Annotated in this window: 24 protein-coding genes; 4 read left to right on the forward strand and 20 right to left on the reverse strand. The window is 49.6% G+C overall.

Translation table 11 applies throughout. From position 1 onward, the window contains the following. Nucleotides 1–40: 40 nt before the first annotated feature. Nucleotides 41–550: a phage regulatory CII family protein gene (locus tag NR302_RS16630; protein WP_258143995.1), complete on the reverse strand. Its 510-nt coding sequence runs from the start codon at nt 548–550 to the stop codon at nt 41–43. A gap of 34 nt (nt 551–584) precedes the next feature. Further along, a complete protein-coding gene (locus tag NR302_RS16635) occupies nt 585–821 on the reverse strand; it encodes a hypothetical protein (RefSeq protein WP_061720369.1) in 237 nt (78 codons plus the stop codon). 89 nt (nt 822–910) lie between these two features. On the opposite strand from NR302_RS16635, the gene NR302_RS16640 reads away from it, so the two are divergent. The 4 genes from NR302_RS16640 to NR302_RS16655 all read left to right on the forward strand — a co-directional run bounded on the left by NR302_RS16640 (nt 911) and on the right by NR302_RS16655 (nt 3,877). Beyond that, nucleotides 911–1,516 (forward strand): phage repressor protein CI, encoded by a 606-nt coding sequence (locus NR302_RS16640; protein ID WP_258143996.1) that lies wholly within the window; start codon nt 911–913, stop codon nt 1,514–1,516. Nucleotides 1,517–1,525: 9 nt separating this feature from the next. Then, complete coding sequence (locus NR302_RS16645; protein WP_258143997.1) at nt 1,526–2,545, forward strand: tyrosine-type recombinase/integrase; 1,020 nt, start codon at nt 1,526–1,528, stop codon at nt 2,543–2,545. A gap of 37 nt (nt 2,546–2,582) precedes the next feature. Then, nucleotides 2,583–3,197: a hypothetical protein gene (locus tag NR302_RS16650; RefSeq protein WP_258143998.1), complete on the forward strand. Its 615-nt coding sequence runs from the start codon at nt 2,583–2,585 to the stop codon at nt 3,195–3,197. A gap of 485 nt (nt 3,198–3,682) precedes the next feature. Further along, nucleotides 3,683–3,877: a general stress protein gene (locus NR302_RS16655; RefSeq protein WP_258143999.1), complete on the forward strand. Its 195-nt coding sequence runs from the start codon at nt 3,683–3,685 to the stop codon at nt 3,875–3,877. Nucleotides 3,878–4,257: 380 nt separating this feature from the next. On the opposite strand, the gene NR302_RS16660 is transcribed toward NR302_RS16655, so the two are convergent. The 18 genes from NR302_RS16660 to NR302_RS16745 form a co-directional block, all read right to left on the reverse strand. Further along, a complete protein-coding gene (locus tag NR302_RS16660; RefSeq protein WP_258144000.1) occupies nt 4,258–5,601 on the reverse strand; it encodes a VasL domain-containing protein in 1,344 nt (447 codons plus the stop codon). Nucleotides 5,602–5,644: 43 nt separating this feature from the next. Next, nucleotides 5,645–6,055: a DUF1283 domain-containing protein gene (locus tag NR302_RS16665; protein WP_258144001.1), complete on the reverse strand. Its 411-nt coding sequence runs from the start codon at nt 6,053–6,055 to the stop codon at nt 5,645–5,647. A 21-nt stretch (nt 6,056–6,076) separates the two neighbouring features. Continuing rightward, nucleotides 6,077–6,517: a type VI secretion system baseplate subunit TssE gene (gene tssE / locus NR302_RS16670; protein ID WP_258144002.1), complete on the reverse strand. Its 441-nt coding sequence runs from the start codon at nt 6,515–6,517 to the stop codon at nt 6,077–6,079. Nucleotides 6,518–6,519: 2 nt separating this feature from the next. After that, nucleotides 6,520–7,053, reverse strand: a complete 534-nt coding sequence (tssJ, locus tag NR302_RS16675) for a type VI secretion system lipoprotein TssJ (RefSeq protein WP_258144003.1) — start codon at nt 7,051–7,053, stop codon at nt 6,520–6,522. After that, nucleotides 7,028–8,125: a type VI secretion system baseplate subunit TssG gene (gene tssG, locus NR302_RS16680; protein WP_258144004.1), complete on the reverse strand. Its 1,098-nt coding sequence runs from the start codon at nt 8,123–8,125 to the stop codon at nt 7,028–7,030. Before tssG ends, tssJ begins: the two co-directional genes overlap by 26 nt. Beyond that, nucleotides 8,080–9,843 carry a type VI secretion system baseplate subunit TssF gene (gene tssF, locus NR302_RS16685; RefSeq protein WP_258144005.1) on the reverse strand — a complete coding sequence of 588 codons (1,764 nt, stop codon included), beginning with the start codon at nt 9,841–9,843 and terminating at the stop codon, nt 8,080–8,082. Before tssF ends, tssG begins: the two co-directional genes overlap by 46 nt. A gap of 29 nt (nt 9,844–9,872) precedes the next feature. Next, complete coding sequence (locus NR302_RS16690) at nt 9,873–10,370, reverse strand: DUF805 domain-containing protein (protein ID WP_258144006.1); 498 nt, start codon at nt 10,368–10,370, stop codon at nt 9,873–9,875. A 46-nt stretch (nt 10,371–10,416) separates the two neighbouring features. Then, entirely contained in the window at nt 10,417–11,133 is a 717-nt protein-coding gene (locus NR302_RS16695; protein ID WP_258144007.1) for a hypothetical protein, read from the reverse strand. 20 nt (nt 11,134–11,153) lie between these two features. Beyond that, entirely contained in the window at nt 11,154–12,737 is a 1,584-nt protein-coding gene (gene tssA / locus NR302_RS16700) for a type VI secretion system protein TssA (RefSeq protein ID WP_258145214.1), read from the reverse strand. Then, the gene (locus NR302_RS16705; protein ID WP_258144008.1) at nt 12,734–16,123 is read right to left on the reverse strand and encodes an ImcF-related family protein; all 3,390 of its coding nucleotides are present in this window, start codon (nt 16,121–16,123) and stop codon (nt 12,734–12,736) included. The genes tssA and NR302_RS16705 overlap by 4 nt, the downstream gene beginning before the upstream one ends. Beyond that, nucleotides 16,110–17,270, reverse strand: coding sequence for a hypothetical protein (locus NR302_RS16710; protein WP_258144009.1), 1,161 nt, complete (start codon nt 17,268–17,270; stop codon nt 16,110–16,112). Before NR302_RS16710 ends, NR302_RS16705 begins: the two co-directional genes overlap by 14 nt. A gap of 3 nt (nt 17,271–17,273) precedes the next feature. Beyond that, nucleotides 17,274–17,540: a PAAR domain-containing protein gene (locus NR302_RS16715; protein ID WP_258144010.1), complete on the reverse strand. Its 267-nt coding sequence runs from the start codon at nt 17,538–17,540 to the stop codon at nt 17,274–17,276. Nucleotides 17,541–17,570: 30 nt separating this feature from the next. After that, entirely contained in the window at nt 17,571–17,777 is a 207-nt protein-coding gene (locus tag NR302_RS16720; protein ID WP_258144011.1) for a hypothetical protein, read from the reverse strand. A gap of 49 nt (nt 17,778–17,826) precedes the next feature. Next, a complete protein-coding gene (locus NR302_RS16725) occupies nt 17,827–18,327 on the reverse strand; it encodes a hypothetical protein (RefSeq protein WP_258144012.1) in 501 nt (166 codons plus the stop codon). A 179-nt stretch (nt 18,328–18,506) separates the two neighbouring features. Then, nucleotides 18,507–19,253 (reverse strand): hypothetical protein, encoded by a 747-nt coding sequence (locus NR302_RS16730; protein WP_258144013.1) that lies wholly within the window; start codon nt 19,251–19,253, stop codon nt 18,507–18,509. Then, nucleotides 19,250–21,127: a lipase family protein gene (locus NR302_RS16735; protein ID WP_258144014.1), complete on the reverse strand. Its 1,878-nt coding sequence runs from the start codon at nt 21,125–21,127 to the stop codon at nt 19,250–19,252. Before NR302_RS16735 ends, NR302_RS16730 begins: the two co-directional genes overlap by 4 nt. Then, entirely contained in the window at nt 21,127–23,673 is a 2,547-nt protein-coding gene (locus tag NR302_RS16740) for a type VI secretion system Vgr family protein (RefSeq protein ID WP_258144015.1), read from the reverse strand. The genes NR302_RS16735 and NR302_RS16740 overlap by 1 nt, the downstream gene beginning before the upstream one ends. Nucleotides 23,674–24,229: 556 nt before the next feature. Then, on the reverse strand, nt 24,230–24,877 hold the full coding sequence (locus tag NR302_RS16745; protein ID WP_258144016.1) for a hypothetical protein: 648 nt from the start codon (nt 24,875–24,877) through the stop codon (nt 24,230–24,232). Between the last annotated feature and the right edge of the window lies 1 nt (nt 24,878).

The raw sequence follows: 24,878 nt of genomic DNA on the forward strand, positions 1-24,878 counted from the left end.
CAGAATGAACTGATAAGTAAGTTCTCTAACCATAACCACCTCACCCAATGCCTATAGAAGCGCTAATTCCGCTGAGTACATCAGCAGTACCTGTAAGAGCTGGATTCGATTGAACTCGAGTCTGAACAGCTATCGCAGCTAAGGTCAGGCAGCGAATGCCGGCATTAACGTTCTGCACAAATCCACGCCGACAGGCCGAGGTAAATTTCTTCTGACTCACAACGCCCGCGGCTAACTGCCCGACTTCGGCGGTAGCTTTGAGGACATAAGCCGGTAAGTTCTCCTGAGCGATTTCGTTTACCGGGACGCATGGTAGGCATTGCAGTTGAGCCAATGCGCCATCAACCAACGTAGAGTCTTCCGTCAGGTCGGTCAGGATCAGCATTTCACGAACGGTAAGCTGATGGACCTGATCCGGGTTTAGCTTGTTACGGATGGTTTGCGGATTAAGCCCCGCCTTTTTAGCCAGCTGAATGATGTTGTGCTTTGCGGAAAACGCGCGGCACGCTTCATCAAAATGGCTTTGTGTGGAGACACTGAAATCAAACATGCTTAATACCTCACGTTATCCCAATATGGATGCATCAAGCCTGCATTGTGATTTCATGACCGGCTGCTGCTTCGATAATTAGGGCAAGCATGTTGATTTCGATAAGGCCGTTAACCCCATCCTTATTCCTGATAGGTAGGCGGTTTTCGCGGTACATCTGGCGAACAGTTCCTTTCTTGTAACCTGTGCGACGGCAGAACTCTTCGACAGTAATGTACGGTTCCGAAATCACGAGATTGATTGATGGGCGCATTGAAAGTTTACGGGTCATGATGCACTATCCTCTGTTGAGTTCTAGCCAACTCTATTCATCACTATTAAACACGTCTTGATACGACGAGTGAATATTAGGATCACAAATTGGAAAGGTCAACGAAAGATTTTACGAGTCGTAAAGCTCCAACTTTACCAGAGGGTGGTAAAGATCCCATTGAGCGCATCGTCCAGGCATACGGTTTTGCATCTCGACAGGCGCTGTGTCGGCACTTAGATGTGTCTCAAAGCACTATGGCTAACCGCATAATGCGTGGGAACTTTCCTGCTGATTGGGTTCTGATTTGCTCGATGGAAACCGGCACTTCCCTTGAGTGGCTGACATATGGACGCGGTGATTCAAACATCACAAATCAAGATCAATCATCAACCAAAATCGAACTCAGAAAAATCACAAATGGGAACTTCTCATCATCTGATTGGGTTGAATATGACGCTCTACTCTTACCAAGTGATATTAAAGCCCCACTGTTAGTACATTTCGAGAAACAGGATTACCTGGTAGATATGACCGCCGCAGAAATCACCGACGGTCTATGGCTCATTGAGATTGATAAGCTCATTAGCGTTAAAGAGCTGTACCGTTTTCCCGGCGGGCGCATCCGCGTTGAGAATGGAAAAGCCTCATTTGAATGCAAGGCAGATGACATCAAGGTTTTGGGCAAAGTCGTTGCCCGCACTGAGTACCTCTAAAGGCAAAGCATGGCAATAAACAAATTACCCAACGGGAAATGGCAGGCACAGGTTTTCCCAAACGGCCGTGATGGCAAAAGGATTCGCCGACAATTTGCGACAAAGGGCGAAGCACAATCTTATGAGAAGTTCGTAAAAGAGCAGGCTCATGATAAGCCTTGGCTGGGAGAGAAAGCAGATAAGCGGCGGGTAATTGAGTTGGTTGAATTGTGGTTCAACACGCATGGCATTACGTTGGCGGATGGTGAGAAGCGGCGAACCACAATGGCGTTCGCTTGCGAAGCAATGGGAAACCCACTCGCAACCGAGTTTAACGCGAAAATTTTTGCGTCTTATCGCGAGCAGCGTTTAAGCGGGAAGATCACCCGCTCCAGTCGAGTGAAGACGGTTACGCCGCGTACGGTGAACTTAGAGTTGGCGTATTTCAGGGCGATGTTTAACGAACTACGTCGGTTAGATGAGTGGACCGCACCGAACCCGTTAGAGAACGTGCGCGAGTTTAAAATCAGTGAATCGGAGATGGCGTATCTCACCATTGAGGAAATTAGAACCCTACTCGCCGAGTGTGAGAACAGCCGATCTAAAGATCTGACGACTATTGTGAAAATTTGCCTGGCAACTGGTGCACGATGGAGTGAAGCCGAAGGCTTGAAGGGCAACCAGATCCGCGCCGGTCAGATCATCTACGTGAAAACTAAAGGCAAGAAAAACCGCGCGGTGCCGATAACTGAAAAATTACAGGCTGAACTGCCATCCAGTAGGAAAGCGCAGGTGCTCTTTAAACCTTGTTACTCAGCCTTTAGAAAGGCCATGCAACGCGCTGGCATCGAGACACCTGCTGGGCAGCTAACGCATGTTTTACGTCACACTTTCGCATCTCACTTTATGATGAATGGCGGCAACATCCTTGTGCTCCAGCGTATATTGGGACATACAGATATCAAGGTTACAATGCGGTATGCACACTTTGCCCCAGATCATCTTTCAGAAGCGATGTTATTCAATCCATTACATCAGATGGATAGGTGAGGTAAATCCAAAATAGCTATTTGGTTATGGAGAGAATATGCCGACAATTGGAGAAAGAGTTAAGTACGCAATCGACCACATGGATCGCGGAGAGACCTATGCAGCATTAGAGCATGCTTGTAATGCTCTTGATGTAACATCACAACGTTACTACGGCCAAAAGAAGAGTAGTCGTAGTTATTTCAAAAACATCATCAAAGAATATTCTTGGCTAATTGAGTTTATGTCGCTTGGAGGAATAAATCTCGATGAAACAACATTCGACAACTTTCCAATTATTGAAGGTGTGCGTCAACCAATTCTAAAGCCTGATTTTTCAGATTTGATGTATCATGTTGTAAGATGTGGTCTTGTTCATAGTGATTCTTTATCAGACGGATTTTCATTCCATAAAGAAGCAACGCTTTTACTCGCAGAAAATACGATTATATTTCCTGAGAGTGTAGTTTGGGGAATACTTTCAATTACTATATTTTGCCCCATAAATAAAGACCAAACTACTGCTCCAGGCTATTGGATAGGCTCTTTTGAAAATCGGTTAGTCATCAACGATTTTTGGGGCAATGAGGGCATAGCACATCACCTTGCTAACAGATATCCCCGTCCAAGAGTAACTTTGGCCGATTTATCCAAACTTAAAAACGATCAATAAGTTTAGTAAAAGTGGCAGCAGAGCTCAACGCTATGTGCCACTTTTCATCACTACTCGGCCTAAAGAAAACATTAAAATCAGTAAGTTACTGATTTAACTCGCTTCGAATCGGAAATCATAGTCCGGATTTCGGATTAGCCATTCATCAATTAGTAGGCTCTGGCGCCTCAAAGAATTGCTATATTGCTGAGCTGATGCAGAAAAACTAGTGTAAGCAATGGCTTTTTTTTCATGTAACACCCTCCTGAATTTAGCAAAATTTTGGCATGCGTCCTGGGTAAAGAATGTGAATTAGCTCATTTTCATGCAATGGACTGACACGTTTTGATAGTGCCACTTGAATATTTAGTTGCCCCATCACTCAAGACGTTTAGTCGATAAACACCTACCTTTAATTTGAAAATATTTTTTACGACAAATATTGATATTTTCCAAGCCTACTACTATTAATTTTGATACTTATCTCAAATCATGCGGGGCAAGCTATGACAGAAAATACGCTTAGAGGCGGTTCCGGGAATTTCGCAGCTAATCGCGAACGCGCGGCTGAAGCGGGCCGTAAGGGAGGACACATCAGCGGTGGCAATTTCCGCAATGATCCTGACCGAGCTAGGGAAGCGGGTAGGAAAGGAGGGCAAATTAGTCGGCGTGGGAAATCATCCCCACTTACTACGCAATAAAAACTTTCCTCAAAATTTGCTATTCGCTATCTGAACGAGCGCTATAAGACCAAAATCTGGATGTGATGAGTTAGCTTTTATTGTCCTCAAAATTTACCAATAAATTGGCAGCAAAGTGGCAGCAGAGCGCAACGCTATGTGCCACTTTTCATCTCTATTCGGCCTGAAGAAAACATAAAAATCAGTAACTTACTGATTTTGCTCGCTTAAAAATGGGACTCATAATCGCTTGGTCGCTGGTTCAAACCCAGCAGGGGCCACCAATAAATTCAAAGGATTGCATTAATAATGCAAGCCTTTATTTTTTCTGGGGGTTCCATGGGGGTGCCAACCAAATTTTACTGAACCCGGACTTAAGATATTTAGTTCAACCGCAAATGCTACTCTCTTACAGTTGTGACCAACTGATGGTAACTAGCGATAAGCTGCTTTAAGTGCATTTCCGCTTGTGCTAATTGCTGTTGTGGAACTTCGCCACCTGATTGTTGTAACACGCGCAATTCCTCTTCCAGTGGCACCGTTCCGTTGAACGCCTGCGTCATATCATAGACCGCAGTTTTAAGCTCGCTAACCGTCAGATATTTACCGCGCTTCTCATCCAGCCCATTCAAACGCTGCGATAACGTATTTAGCTGTTCCATGCCCTGCTGCCATCCCTGCATTTTATCGGCAGGCAGCGCTGCAGCCTTTAGTTGTTTATTCCAGCGTTCACCCATCGTTTTAACGGTACCAGAATCCGGCAATAACTGATTGGCCTGCATCATTAGCGCATTACCGTGCTGTAGATTCCAGTCTGGCGGTTCGGCCAGCAGCCAGTTCAGTTGCTGCTGCGTTTGCTCCAACCATGCACCGTCGTTCAGCCATTCAGATGAATTAGCCTGCAGTTCAGCAACCATTTCCGGCTCAAGCGGCACTGGGAGCAGTGATACCGACGCCAGTAATTCCTGCTGCAACCGTGATTTCTGCTTAGCATGTTGTTCAACGAAATAACAAGCGGCGACGATGAGTGAGACACTCAGCAGCGTTGCGCTTACACCACTCATAAAAGCCCGGCGGCGAAGCCGTCCCATATCTGGCGCAGGTGCACCCGGCGCGGGTACGTACACCCAACCGCTGACTTCGGCATCCGCTAACGCCAGTGCAGGTTTCGCAGCCTGAATCTCTTCAGACAGAACGGCCATGGCTTCAGATGGCAACGCATCACAGCGCTCTAGCATCACCACCGCGCTGCGAATGCGATCCAGCAGCGGATCGATCTGGCTGAGCTGTCGCAGTTCAAGGCGTTGCAGATGATCGCCGGCTTCGCTGAGTAAGCGCGCTGCCTGACTGAGCGCCGTTAAGTCGGCTTCGGTTATGGTCTGAGTTCGTAAGAACTGCTGCAACCGACGACTCAGTCCGGCCAGCAGTTCGATACGCGTATGCGCCGGTTGCGGCCATAGCGTCGGCCATTCGCGGGTGATCAATGCCACCAGCACAGCCAAGCCTTCCGTCATGCCTGCCGTTCCGGCCGTATTAGCGCGCGAAAGCGTGTACCAAATGGCGCTTTGCAATTCGACTCCATTTTGTTCAAACAGCGTCAGGCAGAGCGCAGAGACATGCGGCCAATCGACATCCGGACGCGCCGGATGCGTTAGTTTCTGCATTTCCTGGCGCAGCGCGACATATTCTGCGAACGCGCGTGGATCGCCACCGGTTTTCACGTAGCGAGGTTGAGATGAAGTCATTGCTGTGTTCCGAAAGCCTTAATCAGGCGAAAAAGAAAGTTATTCAGATGGTAAGTTCGCGCCCAGTTTTGCTATCAAGACAACGTTTGGTTGACGGCTCCCAGTAGGCGTAAATATTTTGGCTGCTGACGCAGCGCTGCATACGCTCCTGTGGGTTATCCACAGCGCGCTGCGGCACTTTATTTTCAGGTTTTTGTGTAGTAATCGAAGATCGAGGAGTTGTGTGCGATGGTTTTTTATTAGCGGGTTTCTTTTCGGGGCTTCTCGCCGGCGCTACTGGTTCGCTTGCGAAGTAGTCAGCAGACTTTCTTTTTGCGCCATGACAGTGATAGCCGCCATTCTTACGATCGTTATGACAGCCTTCGGAATTAGTTCTGCCTGGATGCGCGCTGGCATCATTAACGGCACCGATACTGAGTAAAACCAGCATTCCGGATAACAGTAATTTCTTCATTTTCGACTCCATTCGTTCGTCTTAAACAGAAGCTTTAGCATCCAGATACTGTTGCTGTTTCATATGACGAATTAGCACACGCCCCTCCGGCATAAATGCCGTACCGTAGCGTACCAACCCTACATCCTTTAACTCGGCATCAATCGCGTAGCGCAGTTCACCGGGCTGCGTCTGCTCCAGCATCACCACATCAATGCGCTTCAGGCGCGGTTCATATTTCAGCAGCACACCAGAGAGCGTGTGCATCAACTGGTGCGCGGTGCCGGGCATGCCCTGGAGAATGCGCGTCATGTCCGGCAGGCCGTAATCCGGCAGGTGCGCCAGCGAACCGGCGCGGCTGTTGAGAATGCGCTGCATGTTGTCCAGCACCGATAAAATCACCTGGTTCTCTTCGCTGACACTCTCCAGCTCCAGATCACCTTCAAAATTGCCGTACAGGATGTCGTAAAGTGAAGGTGTCATAATTACTCCTTCTTCACGGCCAGCAACGTCAACGTCCCGTCGCCCAGCTCAATAATGCGCGCCTTGTCCGGATCGAGGTCGTCGCGCGTCAGCACCAGCCGCCATTTTTCATTCTGCTGGTCCGGTGACAAGAACATGCCAGCTACCGCGACAAACTGTGCATTCTCTTCCATTGGTACGTCGAGGCTCACCGATTCGCCGGGACGCACGCTCACCGCTTTCTCCGCCACTAAATCAGCCTTCAACGCCTGGCTGTCGGCAGCCAGCAGCGACGGATAATCTGAGCTATCAAACGCCTTGCGGTCTTTCAGCTGCCAGACGCGCACCACAGTGGTCAGCGCCGCGCCCTGCGCGTTGCGGTTAACGCCTTCGCGCGCGACAAAGTCGAGGTGCAGCGTTTTAATCTGTTTGTAGAAAATGGCTTTGGTCATCGAAACAGTGCCATCCGACACTTTCTGCGTCAGGCCGCATCCGCTGACGCTCAGCGCCAGAATAACGGAGAGTAGAGTTTTACCAGCGGTAATCACCTTCTTCATCGGTCTCAGTCCTTGATGTGTTGACCCGGACGCGCTCATAGCGGCCGAGCTGAATAGTAATGACGTCTTTTATTTTTGCACTCTGCTCCGCTAACTGCGGCAGCACGGCGGTGCGCCCCAGCTGCACAGCGCTGGCACTTTTGCAGCTTAGCTGCGTATCCGGCAGCAGCTGGCGCTCCACGCACAGCTCTAGCCGCGCATCTAGCTTCGCCCCGAGATAAACGTGCAGCATCGCCATAAAATCGCCGTGCAGTTGTCCGCCTGGCAGCCAGCCATTCACTTCATCGGGATTGCGGGTAAACAGCCGAATCAGCACCTGGCCGTTGACGTCGGTGGCGTGTGTGCCCATCACCGGGCGATTCTTCATGCTCACCGGCTGACGTACGCTCATCGCCAGTACGTTACGCTGCTCAATGCGGCGCGGCTCCCAGTGCTTAACTTCGGCACGTGTATCCGGTGCCAGCAGACTGATCAGCGAACTGACGCCCTCTCCAGTGCGACCCGGCAGCAGCATCACCGGCAGCAGCGCCAGAAAACGCGAGACTGGCGTTGCCACATTTTCGGCGCACCCTTTAATGCCCAGTCCGGCCAGCCCCAGCAAATACTGCGAGGTATTATCGCGACCACCATCTGCGAAGGTTGCCGGATAGGAATACTTGCGCCAGATGCGGTAGAACTGCGTGGTAAGACGGTGGTTGAAGATATCGAGGAAATCCTGCATCGCTTCATGCCCATCGCGACGCTGGGCGATGTCATCGATATACCGCGTTGGCAGCGGCGATTCGGTGCCATATAACCCCATAAAATTGACGCGCACCGTCGGCGGCAAACCAGGACGTGCAGGGTTTTCATAGCTACGGATTTCGCCCGCCGGGAAGCCCATGCCCGGATGCGGACGGAAGCGCACCGGCTCATGGCGTACCTGCCAACCGCTGCCGGGCACTGGCGCGTCGGGATTGCTTTGCTCAAGCAGCTGGCAAAAGCGGTAAAAGTTCATGTACGGCAGCCGGTCACCCAGCTGCGCAATTAGCCGGGCAGGCGCTGGCTGTGATTCTCTTTCCACCGGATGCATTTTCCTTCTGGCCGGATGATAAGGGAGAGCTGGATGAACTGGTTCATGTCGGCGTAAAGCGACAGGAAGCGGTTGAGCATCTCGCCGAAAAGGTTGATGTCGCCGTCACCGGTGAAACCGTTGCTGTCCAGAGTGATTTCCACCTCAAGACCACGCAGCAGATAACCGTTTTCAAAGCGCTGCAGGCGGTGATGCTGCACGTCGAGAATGGCGTCGAGCTTGCGGTTACACAGCTCGTCATCCTGCCAGTTGTAGAGCGCCAGCGTGCCGCATAGCACTTCTGCACTGCTCATCATATTGATGAAGCCCGAGCCAAGGTGGCTCAGCACGCGCCAGTGAAAGCGATCTTCTGCCGGTGGATAAGCGGGCAGCGTTGGACGACACAGGTTGCGCACCGTCACCGGCGTCTGTAATACCTGTTCGCAGCGATCCAGCAACGTGCTCTGCAGCGCCCGACGCGGCAGTTGACCGTTGGTGCCAGTGATGCGCAGCGACAGCGTATCTTTAGCCAGCTCCTGCCCCGCTTCCCATTGCTGCCCGCCGAGGATAAGCCAGGTATCGTGCAGTCCGGTGACGCCACGGCGCACGCGAGTGTGGAAGTAGCGCTCAGGTGCCTGACGACGCATCATGCCGCCCTTGTGGCGGAAACTGGAGAACGGCACATAATCCGCGCTGCCGCCAATCCCCGAACCGTTAACCGCATCCACCGCATAAATTTCGGTATGCCCATCCTGCAGGCGTTTAGGCCGCAGCAGATATTCACTCTCCAGCCCGCTGACCGTCAGCGGATCGGCTTCCAGCGTGAACAGGTTAATCACCGGCACGCAGTGCAGCCGCAGTGATTCATCCGTCACAGGCAGGTCGCTCTGCCACTGCGCGCTGAACACCACCTCAATATCGAAATACGTGAGGCCCGTCGGCAACGTAACGTTCTCCAGCCCGTTGAGATGTACGAAGCGGAATTTCTCCGGGAAAGTGAAATACTCCAGCAGCAACTGATAGCCGCTGAAAGCACTGTCGCCTTTCGGCCACAGGCGATCATCGTCACCAAAGCCGCCGGGACTGAACCAGCCGTCAAGCCGCGCACGCTCTTCCTGACCCGCGAGGCGGATATACAACGCCGCCTGGCGACGCGTCAGCATCTGGTGCAAAGCATTGCCAACCGGCACGTCTTCGCCCAGCCAGAAGCGCAGGCGGCTCAGATCGGTCTGATTCCAGTCGGCCTGACCGCTGCTGTTAATGCGGATGCGCAGCAGCGAGCGCCCGTCTGGTTCGGTTGCCATGGTCACGCCGGCTACTTCCAGCGGATTCAGCGTTAGCGCCTGCGTGGTGCGATAGCGGCACACGGTATTTTTCGGGCCAACCGGACGCGAATAGACTTCCAGTCCGGCTGGCGCGACCTCCGCCATTTTCATTTTTGGCAGGTCCGGCGTCAGCGCTACCACCGACAGCGACGGAATGGTGCGCAGGTAGTGCGGCCAGAGCATGCTGACCAGCCCTTCGGTCAGCTCCGGCAGGTCGTCATCAATTTTCTGACGCAGGCGACCAACGGAAAAGGCAAAGCCCTCCAGCAGACGTTCAACAAACGGATCCGGCGCGCCATCCCGATAAAGCTTGAGCATCGCAGCGCGATCAGGATGCGTGGCGGCAAATTCCTTCGCGGCATCACGCAGGTAGCGCATTTCGGTATCGTAATAGCGCAGGGTGAGATCTTTCATTATGTAGCTCTGATTTTATTTTTATTGCGTTAATGTGGAAGCGGTGATGGTCTTACTGAAGGTTTGCAACACAAATATGTCAGGTAAAAAATAACGCTCAAATTCAATACGAGACTTGCCCAAATCGATATAGAGAGTGCAATATTCCATGAAAAATGATTTGCAATACTGCTGACCAGAGCACCAAGGAATGCAGGAATAATAAAAATATTGCTAAGTAGCAGGCTACTAAACCACCAACCACTCCGACCAATATCATGCATTCTTCTTACGCCCAAAGACATAACAGGGATGATAAGGATGCTTATAAATAAAAGTTGAAGAGAAAACCCCATCGAAAGGAACAATAAAACATCAACTATGCCACTTCCGGTCAGAGTTAGCATTCCAGTTAATGCAGAATAGAAATTGAGAAACATTAAATTAACCAGAATGAAAACCCAAAATTCTTTCCGAGTCGCATATCCTTTATAGTTAAAGGTGTTGCGCCAGCCAGAAATGTAACATCGAACAATGATTTTGAACACCTCAAACCTCACTTATTGACATAATGCATATAATTAAAACCTATAATCATTGCATCGCATAAATCAAATAAAGAGGACTGAGAATGACATCACCTATCAAAGTAACAGGTGTCATTGCAAGGTTGAATGCCAGCTTTCCAGCATCAATGTTACTGGAAAAATAATCAGAGTAAAAACGGACTTGATAACTATCATTTAGAGATGAAGCATCCGGGAATGAATTTCCTAAGCGCTGTCTGTTTATGATAATTCCTTCGATGCTTACCAGTCGATGATAGTAACCATTAGTTGATTTAAATCCATTTCTTTCAAGCAATGTTTTTTGCGATGCCGTTAATTCAGCCACAGACTGTCTGGTCATGACATTCATTACTTGCTTAAAGGCAGCATTAACATTTTTATCATAATAGCTATTCACGCCGATATTTATGTATTTCTCATGATCATTCATTTTCAATGGGATATTTTTGATGATCGCATCTAAGGCGAGCAACTCATTACCATTAACTGTCACGAAGTAAATATTTTTCTCACCCACAAATCCAACACCATTTTCTGGAAGTCTGATGAAGTCTTTTTTATCTTTCCCCCCACTTACTGTCAGGCTTATGTTGTTATATTTAAATATGCCATTAACCCTGTCTGAAATTTTTATTTCTCGGTTATATCCTTTTGATTGATAGTCATTTAAAGTCCATAAGAGCTGAGTGCAACCGGTTAATAAACACACCATAACCAGAGCGAGTACACGAATAGATAACATTGCAACATCCTTTTGAATTATTAACCCAACAGCACCACAGCTCGCGCTGCATCAATATCCACCAGCCCGGCCAGCAGTAATTCCATTTCCGGCTGCATTCGTGCTTTATCCGCTTCACTACGCCCGGCGCGAGTGCGTAGGAGTTTTAACCGCCTCGATTTCACTTCAAACAGCAGCGACGGTTCCCACTGGCTAAGCGTCATGTCATCTGCGCTGCTATCCAGCCCGCTAAGCAGGTGCAGCGCCATTTCCTGACGTCCGAACTGCTCGGCGACGCGCGCCATCAGCAGGCGCAGCAGCCACCGCTGACGCGGTGAAGCATTTCCCGGTCGTTGCTGCAGCCAGTTCAGCGCGGTTTCAATGCCTTCACGGTCAGCCAGTTCCACCGCTTCGCTTTCCAGTTGCAGGATGTCATCTTCATTGCTGGCACCAGCTGACGCTGACGTCCCCTCACCCCAGCCAGGTTCGGTGTTCATCACCTGCTGCTGTATCCAGCCGAGCGTTACCTCATCGGCAAACGGCGTGCCGTCGCTGAACGCCAGCGTTTCCAGTCCAGTCAGGCGCGACAACAGCCCCTTGAGATCTTCCTGCACGATGGCGGCAAGCGTGGTATTGCCCGCGCGCGTCAGCGCCTGATGGATGTACCACTGCAGGTCAAGCCAGAAGTGATTGCCGCCGCGCGAAAACAGGCTGTCGGCCTGCTCGGTCAGCTCCTGCCAGCTCTGCTGTAGCCAAAGACGTTTAAGCTGCGCGCGCTGGTCGGCCTTTGGCGGCTCGATACGGCTTTTACCGTCGCCGGAAAGCGGCGGCAGTTGCAGCAGCGTGTCGTGGCGCAGGGATTTCATCAGACGGTGCGCAGCAAGCCAGCCGCCAGGTTGATCGCGCAGGTATTTCGACAGCGTGCGCGCCTGATCCAGCAACTCGCGCCCGGAGGCAATCGCCCCCATCTGTGGCGCAGCCGGACCGCTGGTTTGATGCTTATCGCCTTCACCCGCCGCCTGCGGCACCACCGCATCCGGCCCCCCCGCCTTGAGCAGCCGATTTTCCAGTGCCGCATACAGACTGCCCAGCCCGGCACCGCCGTGCTCCAGGCTCGCGTCTTCAATCAGCAACAGTGCGCCTGCGATACGCAACGCATCCTGTTTGGTGACTTCAGGATAGAGTGAAAGCGTGTCGAGCATGCGCGAACCGGCGGGCCAGCGCAGCGCCGCTTCACGGCTGCGCGCGCGTTGTGGATGCAGGCTGCTGCCAAACTGCGTCAGCAGCCCGGCCATTAATGAAAAGCCATCAGCCAGCCCGGCTTCGCCATCAAGCTGCAGGCGTGCCCAGCTGTACCAGGCCGCCACGCGGATGTCTTTGGTAGTGGTGGTGAGCAGATTTTCCGCCAGTTCGCAGATAAGTGTGGTGTCCGCCCCGGAAAGGCGGTTCACCTCCTCCTGCATCTGCTGAAAACCGTCGTGATAGGTCGGGTCTTCACCGGCGGGATTGTCCGCCGATATCGGCTGCAGCCAGTTATTCCACAGTGCAGTCTGCTGTTTTGCCAGGGCGCGCAGCGTCTCAGCATCGACACCGCAGGCGCTGATTAAGGATTTAAGCGGCATTATTCGTCCTCCGTGACGTTCAGGTCTTCCGGCGCGGCAGTTGTGGCGCTCTGAAGAAATATGTCTGACGGCAGCGTGAAATTGCGCAGCCGCAGTAGCGCCAGCGGGCCATCACCGGCCTCGGTGCGCAGAATGTAATTCAGCGAGCGGCCATCGGGCGCGGCCCAGCTCAGTTGCCAGCTGCTGCTGATACCCGGATTGGCGGTGACCTGCGCTTTGTCCAGCAAACGAATCAAGCCCCAGCCTCCCGGCATATCGCCATACAGGCGGGTGCCCGCCTCGGTGCTGACCCAGCTCAGCGTTGCGCCCGGCGCTTCGGTGTCTGCCGGCCAGGTGAAACGCTTCCAGGCGGGCATCTGGTTCACGTACTCCAGCTTCTGGCTGTCGATGGTCAGCGTCGTCTGCGAGACGCCTGCCGCCGTACCGGGACGCAGCTCAAAGTGCAGTCCCGCTTCACCGGTGGTGAACACCACGTCGGAAATCTGGCTCAGGGCGTTAATCGCTTTCAGGAATGCCGGGTTGAAGGTCAGCTCCTGCGCATTGATGCTGTCCGGCACCCAGCGCGTGCCTTCGCGGTGCAGCACGCCGTTAAGCCGGGTTTGCAGGAAACGAGTAATGCGGCCGGTATCGCTGTTGAGGTATTTCGCCAGCAGCGGCAGGGAAACTTCACTGCTGACGTTTTTAAACGGATAGCGACCGCCAAAGGCGCTGTTCCACTCGCTCACTACCGCCTGCTGCCACTGGGCGTTAAGGCTTTCAGCCGCCGGGCTTAACACCTGCTGCCAGGCCTGCTCCATCGGGCGCACAAACACCGTCTGACCAAAGCCGCTCCATTCCTGCCCCAGACCGGCGGCAATCAGGCTGCCGTAGTCGCGGGTTTCAGTCAGATCGACGGTTTTGCCCTGAAAAACCGTCTGTGCCAGCGTCTGCGTCATCGCCTGCGGATCGGCGGCGTTGGTGACCTGCTGCAGACGCAGGCGCACCTGCGTTACGCGGGTGAGGAAAGTGCGCAGATTCATCGACGACGAGTTGCCCTGTGCGTCGGTCAGCGACAGCAGCGGACCGAAGGTCGCATCCAGCGGACCGCTCGGCCCGGCATTCTGATCAATTGCCGGCAGCTTCTCTTTGCTGAACAGGTTCTGCGCCGACTTCACCAGCGAGTCGGCCAGCGCCCCGCCGGTCTGACCGGTACGCCCCTGCACGTTCAGCGTGTTCATCAACGCCACCAGCGGCGACTGGCGCACGTCGGCCATCAGCGTCAGCTGGTCAATGGCATCCGACAGCGTCGGCGCGGGCTGCAGGCGCAGGCTATTAAGAAAGTTCAGCCAGGCTGCGCTGTAGTCGGCAAAGTAGCGACTGGTAAGCTGTGCTTCCAGTGCATCAGGTGAGGATGTCTTACTGCTGGCGGGCGGATTATCGCCCAGCACCCAGTCCATCTCCTCGCGCCGGGCATTGGCCACTTTATCAATCGCGGGTTTCACGCCGTCGTCCCACGCCTGACGGGTGAACATACCCGGTACCACTTCATCAGTGCTGAACAGCAGCGCCGCATCGGTATCACCGGTCATATCGGCCAAGCGCATATCGGCGTAGTTGCGCGACACCTGCGCCAGCACCTGCTGATACAGGCGCGATTCACTGTTGCTGACGCCTAGCTGACGCACCAGCAACGCGCGCACCTGGCCTGTCAGTTCCTGGTCCGCCTTTAGTTTCCATTCAGGATGCGCAACCAGACCTGCGCCGTAAAACGCCATCAGTCCTGGAGCTGCGCCCTGCCAGTAGCCCGTACTGACATCCGCGCGCTGCGCCCAGTCCTGCATCAGCGCCTGGCTGAACCATGCTGCATCCATACGCTCTGGGCGCACCAGCATCAGCCATAGCTTGAGCTGGGCATAAGCCGGTTTGGCGAGCGTGTCACGCAGCGGGCTGTCTGGCGGCAGGTCAGCGACCGTCTGCAGCTCCTTACGCAGATGCGTGGCTGCCGCATCGCGCAGTAACGGCAGCGCCGCCTGCGCGTAACGCGACCAGAGCGCCGCCAGCAGCGCGTCGTTTTGATTCAGTCCAAGACGACTGTACCAGGGCGCACCGTGCTCCGCACGATGTTGCAGGCGCTGCATGGTTTTCTGCAGATCATAAAGCGCCATCAGACGCTGCTGCAGCGGTTGTCCGGTATCGGCCGCCTGCATTGCCTGCGTGTGGGCGTTGCTGATAACGCTGCTGTTGGTGGTGAATGACACCAGCAGGCCCGCGCCCCAGGCAATCACCGCCAGGCACGCCACGGATGCCAGCAGGCGCGCCCAGGAAAAGCCGCGACGCTGCGGACGCAGGTGCGCTGGCAGCGAAGTGAATGTGGACGGCAGCGCATCCCAGCGATTATCGCGGCCCCAGTGATTGGGCACCGCGCGTTCTGCACCTTCAGACGGCGGGCTGAATACCAGCCCCGCCAGCGGTAGCGGTCGGTACGGATTCTGCAGTGGTGCAATCAGCGCATTGAGTGTTTCAGGTTCACGCGTCAGCTGGTCTGCCAGGCTCAACAGGAAACGATGCTGCGGCGAACCTGCCGCCTGCTGAATGCCCTGGGTGGTGAGCTGCGCTGCCAACTCCACCAGTAACTTGTCTATTTTACCTGTAGTGAGTGTCTGAACGCCCACCGCCTGAGTCATGCGGCCCAGCTGCTTTTCGGCGCGCGGATGCAGTGACCAGACATAAAGCGGCAGTCGCCAGCCCAATTTCTCATAGCGTGCAGATAACGCGTGCGCAGTGGCGTCCATCATGGCAGCAGAAGGCAGCGCTGTGGCAGGCACGCCGGAAGTGTTGGCAAGATGGTCAGCAGCGGAGGTAACCCAGACCATCGCATCCACAGGTCGACGACGCAGACGTTTGAGGGCAGTCAGCCAGCTTTCATCGGGTGAGGATGCGGGATCGCCGCCCCACAGCAATAATGTGCCGCGATCTTCCTGCCAGAGCTGAGCCGTAAGACCTGGAGTCAGTTGCTCCACTTCAGCGGCAGTACCGGTTATCAGCAGGATGCGTGTTTTACGTCCCCAGGGCCGACCGTAGAGGTTACGCATGGCGTTACGGATGGTATCAACGGTGACATTGTGGGGCGGAGTCTGCCTGACGCGGCCTTCATCAGCGGGTAGCACATTTTTACGTTTTGCCTGTAACCGTGACCACTGTAATTTCATTGCGAGGCCGATTGTTTTGCCATGAAAAACGATCAGAAGCAGGAGCAGCGATACAGCAATTCCTAACAGCTTTGGTCCAATGCTGTAAAGCCCGATCGTCCCGCCCTTTGTCCAGATGACCAGCGCTATTGCCGCAGCAATCAACACAGTAAGGCTAAGGCGTCCCCACTTGCCACGCCACACTGAACTATCCTTCGCCATTCATCATATTTCCTATAGTTACGGTATTTATAAAACGTTTCTCACTATCCCTTGAAAGCATCAGGCAGTTCTCTTTCGTCAGCGCAGCAATATCGCCGGCGACAGCTACCAGAATCCAAGGTGAAAAAGGGCCACTAAGTCCAGCGTACTTTTCCAGCCAGTGGCATTGCTCTGGCCTCCAGGAGCCTTCATATTTGTTGGCGCAGGCCAAGAGAGTAGAAAAGTCATCGCCCCACTTCATGCTGTCACCCACAATTGCAGCCGTAGTGATCGCCTGTGACTGAATGGAAAAAAAGGTATCGAGTTCTGCCTTCAATGTTATACCCGTATCAAGCGACATAGGCCGAAGCAAGCGCGCATGATGGCTAAGCCTGTATTTTGTAGCCACATCATCAGAGGTCAGTAGGAGGGCTGCCAGCGCGTCACTGTATTTATCCCTGCCCTGAGTCTGATGAACCAGAATCAGATCCACATCCAGGGTCGGCGATTTAAGCCGCTCTTCGAGAGAGAGAAAAGACTTTGATTTCAAAATATTCACCACAGGAACCGGGCGAACAGAAGGCATATTTTTCTGCCAGGCTTCAGAGAAGTTTTTCCGCAGCAATAGATCTTCACTATGTGAATCAGTCAACAGTGTGACATTAAGGGGTAAATCAGTTGGAAGTTTTTCTAACGCATCGCGAACGCTACAAATTAATAAAGAAAGCCCATTTGTATTTTCCTGAAAATTGATGCGAATGGCTTGCTTAATAAATTGCTCGACATCCGGAAATGCCTGAAGCAGAGTTCCCGATGTCAGGTAGCGGGGGAGAATGGCACCGTGGTGCAGCACTGCGATATGACGTTTCGCCCACGTAGACCATTGTTGCTGGGCATAATTGGCTTCATCTAATTCAAATTGATACTTATCAAGAACATTATTATAACGCCAACCGCGTAGGCAAATGAGGACAAACCAGACAAATAAAGGACCTGCAGTAACTAACCACAGATTATACTTTTGGATTTCCCCTAACATCTGGTTAGCATGAAGCACAAATAACAGCACTCCAGTGACTAGAGCAGCAATACCAACAATAAGCCACATGATAAGTGAAGGTTCTTTGGGTAAACCTGCAACATTAGATTTCTGACGTTCCCAGCCCATCACTTATCCTATTGCGCAATCCGGCGCACTGGAAATAACCTGGCAACCACATTCACAATGGCAGCCGTCCACAACAATCGCTTTACCATCAGATAACCACTCCGTAGAGCCTTCAATAATCTGATTAGTACCGTGATCCTTTACCGGACAACTTATGTCATCTCCTATGAGAGCTACTTTTTTACCATTGACGATCATGGTTGATGATGCCGATATAACCTGACCTCTATGTGTTGTTTTATCGCCGAGCAATACAAATCCCTTAGACATATATCTCCTTATCATAAAATTTACAGTTTATTACTTAGCGAGCTTTTGTTTTACAAAATCATATTTTGTTTTTTCTGAATTAGGAAAGTGATGGTCTACGATTTTTTCACCATTTGGATAGATGAGAGTAAAACCCTCTCCTTTTTTTGCAGGAGGAATAGCCGTCACAAGCATATCTGGATGAAAAGTAGGCTTAAAAACAATGCTATTCGCATCATAAACACGGTAAGTCAACATTGGTTGACCTTTTATAGTTAGTGTTAATGTATCTTCAGCAGAGTTCTTCCTAATTAGAGGGAAGTAGTTTTTTTTCAATTTCTACAGCACCATAGACATTGTCATAATTCCCATCCCCTCGAGGAGGTGCATTTTTATCAAAAACAAAAACAATATCTGCTGGTATATTATTCTTAACACTTCCGCCAAAATGTTTCATGTTATGATATTGAAAATCAAACTTTATATTGCTCAACTTCCATTCACACCTACCTCCACCATCTATGGCAATACTACTACTTACCCTGTAGCTTCCCGTTTCTTTATAAAAAGGAACAGTCAAAAGGTGATAACCTGCCCGGGTCGTTACCCCCCCCGAAGAAGTGAATATTTTATCTCTGCATTTTTCAGAGCGGTAAATGATATCCATTGGTAAAATATCTACATCTACTGGTTTAACTACCGATAATTTAACCGTCTTACCATTTGTTGGTGGGGATAGTTCCTCTCCTCGCGTACAGCCGCTCAGGATTAAGAGCGGCATCAGGCATAGTATGTTTAATATTTTCATTACTCATATTCCTTACTTTCGCACGGAAACGTTCCAGGGCAGCTCTTCCATCAGGCATTTGCTCTGTTACTCTCAGGTGTCCCACGACTAAGCCGTGCAACGTACAAAACAGCCGGTTTATTTATTTTTAGAATAATGTAATGAAACGAGTGGCGGGTGATTTTTCGACATATATTAATTTAATTCATTAAATGTAGTTTCTTAAAATTAATCGGATCAGGTCCATTGGCATTGGTCGTTTGAGTTCCATCAGGATAAGTCGTAATCGAGTCCTCACCAAATTTCTCTGGTCCTAAAACATTAATAATCTTTTTAGAATGAACATTGGGTTTGAAAACAATAAGTTCAGAATTGCTAACTCTGTAAGTTAACATATCTTCATTTATTAACCTGAGGATTTTAGCATGGTCTATCATGCGGTCATTTCTGATAAGTGGGTAATAATCATCATTTATTTCAACGTTGCCAGACACGTTCATGTAGTGCCCATCTCCCCGAGGGGGAGGATTATTATCAAAAACAAAAACGATGTCATTGGAAATATTACTTTTAATATCAACCCCAAATTTCTTCACATCACTAAATTTAAACTGAAATCGTATATTACTGAGTTTCCATTCACACCTACCACCACCATTAATGGAGACATTGCCACTCACTAAATCATCAACGAACTCTTGTTTAAAAGGGACTGTAAGTAGGCGATAACCAGCACGGGTAGTTATTGAACCCGCAGAGGTGAAAACTTTATCTCTGCATTTTTCAGAGCGGTAAATAACATCCATCGGTAAAATATCCACGTCGGCAGGTTTAATTACCGATACTTTTACAGTCTTACCTCCAAATGGAGGAGATAAATCTTCTCTAAACACACAACCGCTTAGTAATAATAATGGCGGTAAGAATAATACATTTATCATATTCATTCGTTTAATTCCTTTTTTGTCTTGTCGAAACGATCCAGAATAGCATCTGACTCTGGCATCCGCTCTGTTACTCTGATGGTTTCTGCTACTAAACCCTGTAATGCAGAGAACATCCGATTTCTTTCCTTTTCATCATCAGGAATACCAGAATCTGACATCTGTTTCTCAAATGCGATCCTGCTTTCTTTTCGTTTCAGAGTGATATCATGAGACACCAACTCCACCAGTTGATTGTTAATATATGGCAGATAGGCTGAAGACATAGAGTGATTTCTAGGGTCGGTAAGTATAGAATCCAGATCCGGATTGGTATTTTTAGGGAAAAACTTCTTCATGCTTTCTATATTTAATGATCGAATAAATTGCACGTTATGATTTCTTGCCGAAATACTTTTATCTTCAGCCAGGGAAGGAATTAAATAATATTTTGTTTTTTTAGGTAATCTATACTTTATTCTGCGACATCTGGGAGCACTCATAGAGCCTTCGCATTGCAGGCTTTCCACCACCTGTGTGGTGTAATAGAACAGCACAATATCACCATGATGCCAAAAACTGTCGCCGACGGTTACACCGGAGATTTTCTGCGAAAGCAACTCAGCTACAGACCATGTAAAACCCAGCATGGTACCAACAGGGCCATAAATCTCATAAAACCAGTTATACAGGTTTACATCCATCGGGACGCTGGTGATACTATCTGAGTCATTAACGTGTCGGTAGTGAGTTATTTCAGAAAGATGCAAGATGGCATCAGCTGTAAAAACTCTAGGCATTCCATAGGTGTATAATAAAGGTTTAGTCGATTTCAACTCTGCAGCATAAGTTAACGCCAGCGCCCCGCCTAAGCTATGTCCACATAAGAATAATTTCTTCTTTTCATTTATAAATGTTTTTATGTCGTCAAAACTTGAAGGTGACTTATCCTTGGCACACTCAAACGCATCCAAAAAACCCTTATGAATTTTACCCGTTGGAGCGAGATAAGATGGGCACGCCTGTGGACTAAATGTGATGTCAGTTAACCAGTCTCTCACCTCTTGAGTACCACGCCAAGCTACAACGACATGTTCATCATTTGAGACATAAAATAACTGAGTATCATGCTGAATGATATTCCCGGCAGTGGTAACGAAGCGTGCGTTGATGTATCGCTGACTGAAGGGGACGTCTTTAACCACGACATAATAGTCGTTTTTATCACTTAATTTTGGGGCCGTGGATAGATCGATATATGCCTGTTCGAAATACTGAATGATCTTTTCTTCTGTTGAATAAGAAAGATCGGCCATTATCCCTAGATTATAAGCATTAACTATCGAGTAATCTGTTTGATGGTGCAGTATCAGTGACCAGGCCCGGAATGGACACACTTCAAAAACGTAACGACAGTTTAGCTTTTTTATCGTTTGACCGGAAAAGCGCAAATCCGGAAAGTGATATTTCGGTGGATTCGCTTTATCTTTCCATTCCGGCATCATATCAGGAAGGCTATCGCATAGATGACCTATTTTTAGATAACGATATTCGTATCCTTCCACAACCGCTTTGGGTTTTACGGTTGAATCATCCTCAGCACGTCCAAAGGGACGCAATGCCCTTTTTTCCATCTCGTCTGCAAGCGACTTTGCTTCAATATGTAAAATCAGCTCTAGCGGATGTAAACCCTCGATTCGAATGATGCCACTGGCGTCGCTTTTACCGGTATATGAAGCGCACTGACTACGTGTAGCGGCATTTTCGGCCACATACGGCATATTAGGGATGGGTTCTTCACGTTCATCCAGAAGCTGAATCTCAACCCAGTATTTTTTTTGTTTACCTGTCCAGGCATCTGGATATTTGCATTCCAGAGACGTAGTTGCTGTGCTCATTATTTTTCTTCCTTGATATCGGTCATTTCTTCATCCGGGAACTCAATTTTCAATGCTGATGGCATAGCTGTGAATATCCGCATTGTTTTTCCATGTTCATCAGAAACGCCTTCATACACCTCACCTTCTCCGGTGGTGACCCTGTAAAATGTAAAGGGTTGGATTTCACCACTTTCTAAATCTTTTAATGTAAAACCTTCACCGTATCCTTTAGGAAAGGTATGTGGTGGAGAGTCTAGCGTGGCTGGTCCCATTTTCTGCGCATTGGCGCATTTCAGAAGAATATTTCCAGGCGCACCTATCTCAATATTGCCACCGCTGAGTTTTATATAGGCTCCGCCACAAGTGATAGTCAGTTCCTGACTAGCGCTTACAGTGACTTTCCCTTCGGCGCTGCTTATCGTGATGTCTTGTTGTGCTGCTGCGTTAAGCTCGCCTTTCTGAGCCTGGATATCCAATTTCCCTGCGCCAGCAATCAACTGCATTCCCTCTCCCTGCGCAAACACGCTGACAGTTTTAGTAGCCGCTAGCGTGATTGACTCTCCAGCACTGATGTCCGTATTTTTCCCCGACATCAGACCAACGCTTGCTCCACCTGAAGCCATACGTACTGATTTGGGGCTGACAATTCCAATGCCTTCAGGAGCATGAGCCAAAATCCCTGCTTGCTTCAAATCTTCCAGCGCATTATTAAGTTCTTCATGAGAATCTGAGTCACCTTGGGTTGCTTCAGCTTTTTGAGCAATTTCGTTTAAGCTTTTTGCTAGCGATAGCGCGTTTTTAAGTTGCCGTATTGCCTCTTCCATATCCATCATGCGCCCTTGTGCACTTTGTTGTGCATCAGCCGAGATGAATACACCTTTGCCACCGCGAACGGCAACCCAGTCATCTGTTCGCAATTCCGCGCCTTCTCCCCGGAGCAGCCTGTCATCGTCGACGTTGTGGCCCAAATTCAGCTGAGTTTTACCAGCATATTCGGTACTGAGTTTGATGTGCTCCTCACCGCGCTTATCTTCCATGCGCAGCTTATTCAGCCCTGCGGTACGAATGACGTTGCGGGTGCTGTTTTTCTCTGTAACGTGATCGACGTGTCGCGAATCATGCAGCGCGTGAGCAATATAGGGTTGGTCAGGATCCCCTTCACGGAAGGCAATCGCCACCTCCGTGCCCTGTATCAGCGGGAAGTGGAAACCATACATATCACCGCCATAAGGTTTGGCGAGGCGCACCGGCATGCTTTCCTGGCCGCGATCTTTTCTCTCTTCATCTGCATCAAACACCACGCGGTACAGACCGGATGCATCCTGCCAGGCATAGATATCATTGTCTTTTGCGCTGGTGATGCGTGCGGTCATGGTGCCGCTGACTTTTGGACGCTCAAGCAATTCAGGACGCCAGCAGATCGTTTCACTGTAAGGAACTGCGCCTATCAACACACGCATTGCCGACTTTCTGCTGGCGATAAATCCCAGACGTACCAGAATCAAGGGATTCAGGAATAACTCTGGTAATGAAGGCGGGAAATTGGTGTCGGTAACAGTGATTACCTGACCTGCTGCGAGGCAAGGATCAGTGCTCGCTCCCGTTATCAGCGTTTGGCTGGCAAGGAAGCGTTCATGGTCGAGTCGCGCATAAAAGTTAGCTGTTTCTGCCGATGGATCGTACTTATCACCTGACTGTGGATGACGGGCTCGGTAGTTGTAAACCTTGCCGTAATTAGTTTCATCACCATCGCCACGCGTCATGTCTGCTTCCACAGAACGTAAAATATATTGTGCCTCACGATGGTTATAATCTTTAGCCGTAACACCCGCCTGAACTACCTGATGGTGCTGGCTCAGCCCCCAGATCGAATCAGTGCCTCCATCCCCCATTCCCGAAGGACTGCTTAGCGGCAATGTTTTACCTGCTTCGAATGCTGCCTGACTATCACCAAAATGAATAACTTCAGTACGAGCATCTTCCTGTACGCGGAAGTAATAGAAAATACCGACTTCTGCCAGCAATCGCTGGATAAAGGTCAGGTCACTTTCCTGATACTGATTAATTTGTTCGCGTTTCGGATAATCCTTTTTCAAGGTAAATTGATATTGCCAGCCCGCTAATCCATGCTCAGCGAGTATTTGCGCTACCACTTCAGGTACGGATTTATTGACGAAAAAACGATGGCTGCGAAATTGCTTTTCAAGTAGAGAAATAAAAGGCTTTATCTCAATTTCGTACAGAACTTGATCGGCTGATCCTTGCAAGCGACGGAAGCCAGTAACAATGCCATGCACAGTTTTACGCGTTATGCCCGGTAAAACTTTATCCAGAATGCCCGGGGTGTCCTGCATATGTAGCCAGACATTTTTTCGCAGCATTTGCTGCGGTTTAATATCTGACTCATCACTGGTGAACTTGATCGTGTAGCGATAGAGTTCACTCAAGTTTTCCTCAGCATCAAACTCTTCGACATCCGTTTGAAATACACAGTCAGGAACCTCAAGATAATAGCGATTGAGAGAAACCGGAAAGACTTTATTCAATAAGCTGGACAGGTTCATTTGTCCTCCATGACAAGAAAAGTTCTATTTATAGCTGGGCGTGATTAAATTCTGTTGCGACCGAATCTCGTAAGCAACCACATAAGAACACATCCGACAACTGTGATTGTTAATGATCCAATTCCCCACATCATCCGCTGAGGAAGTTCAGAAATAAAAAAGAAGTAATATGATAATACTGCACCTAAAAGGGCAATCTACATGCCTGATGCTAACAGAGTTTGGAGCACTACGAGATTATTCCATTGATTATCTTGCTAATGATATTGGACAATTTTTTCTTGATATTATTTGTGATGATCAAATTCATTGTACATCCTCTCAAAACTGAATTTGACCACTCGATAACCAATATACATTTGAACAAAAAAATAAATAGCAATAATATACTTATACTCTTTGCTTGAGAAAAATGAGTACCAGACCAGCATGACGACACCAGTTGTGCTAAGGATCGCACCTACTGCACGAACTGAAAGAGATGCTAGTATTAGCCCGGTTCGCTTAATGAATGAGTATTTCATAAATTAGCCTCGAATGAATTTCATCGATAGATTTAAGCCTTCAACCCTAGAAAGAAGAGCTCGCAAATCTTTTCAAATTCAAGCGGATTCTCATCGTGCATAATACAGGCTTTTTCGAAGGGGCCAACAATATCTTGAACAATGAAGTACAATAAATCCAAGTCCCCCATTCTCCTTAACTTGAAATAAATTTTAGGATTCGTTAACTCCAAACGCCTTGATGTATATATAGCTCTTGACGCCTCACTACCAAGGTATAATATCGTACCAACCACTGCACCAGCGAAAAAAGCACTTGTAGCATTGGCAGTTAAGGCCCGACCAAGGCTAAAACCTGTCAATTGAGAAAATGCCAACTTCCCAATCAAGTTTGCGCCTGTTCTATCAATCATGTCGGTTGTCTTTTCAAAATTAATTCTCGAAGTGAAATCATCCATAAACACGCCGATCACACGTTCAATGACTTCTTTCCTGAATGTACCCCGCTCTACTAATCCAGCTATTCGGTACTTGTCATTTTTATTATTTCTATAATGCTCTGTATCTAAACGGTCATACCCTAAGTACGCAATACTCACTGAGAAAGAAATGAACCCCTTTGCAAAATTTACTAAAACACCTGAATCGTCAAGACTAATCGCTCTAAGCATATCCCGGGCAATTTCTTTTGCGCTATCCATT

The organism is Pantoea sp. SOD02 (assembly GCF_024707505.1).
Lineage (GTDB): Bacteria > Pseudomonadota > Gammaproteobacteria > Enterobacterales > Enterobacteriaceae > Pantoea > Pantoea symbiotica.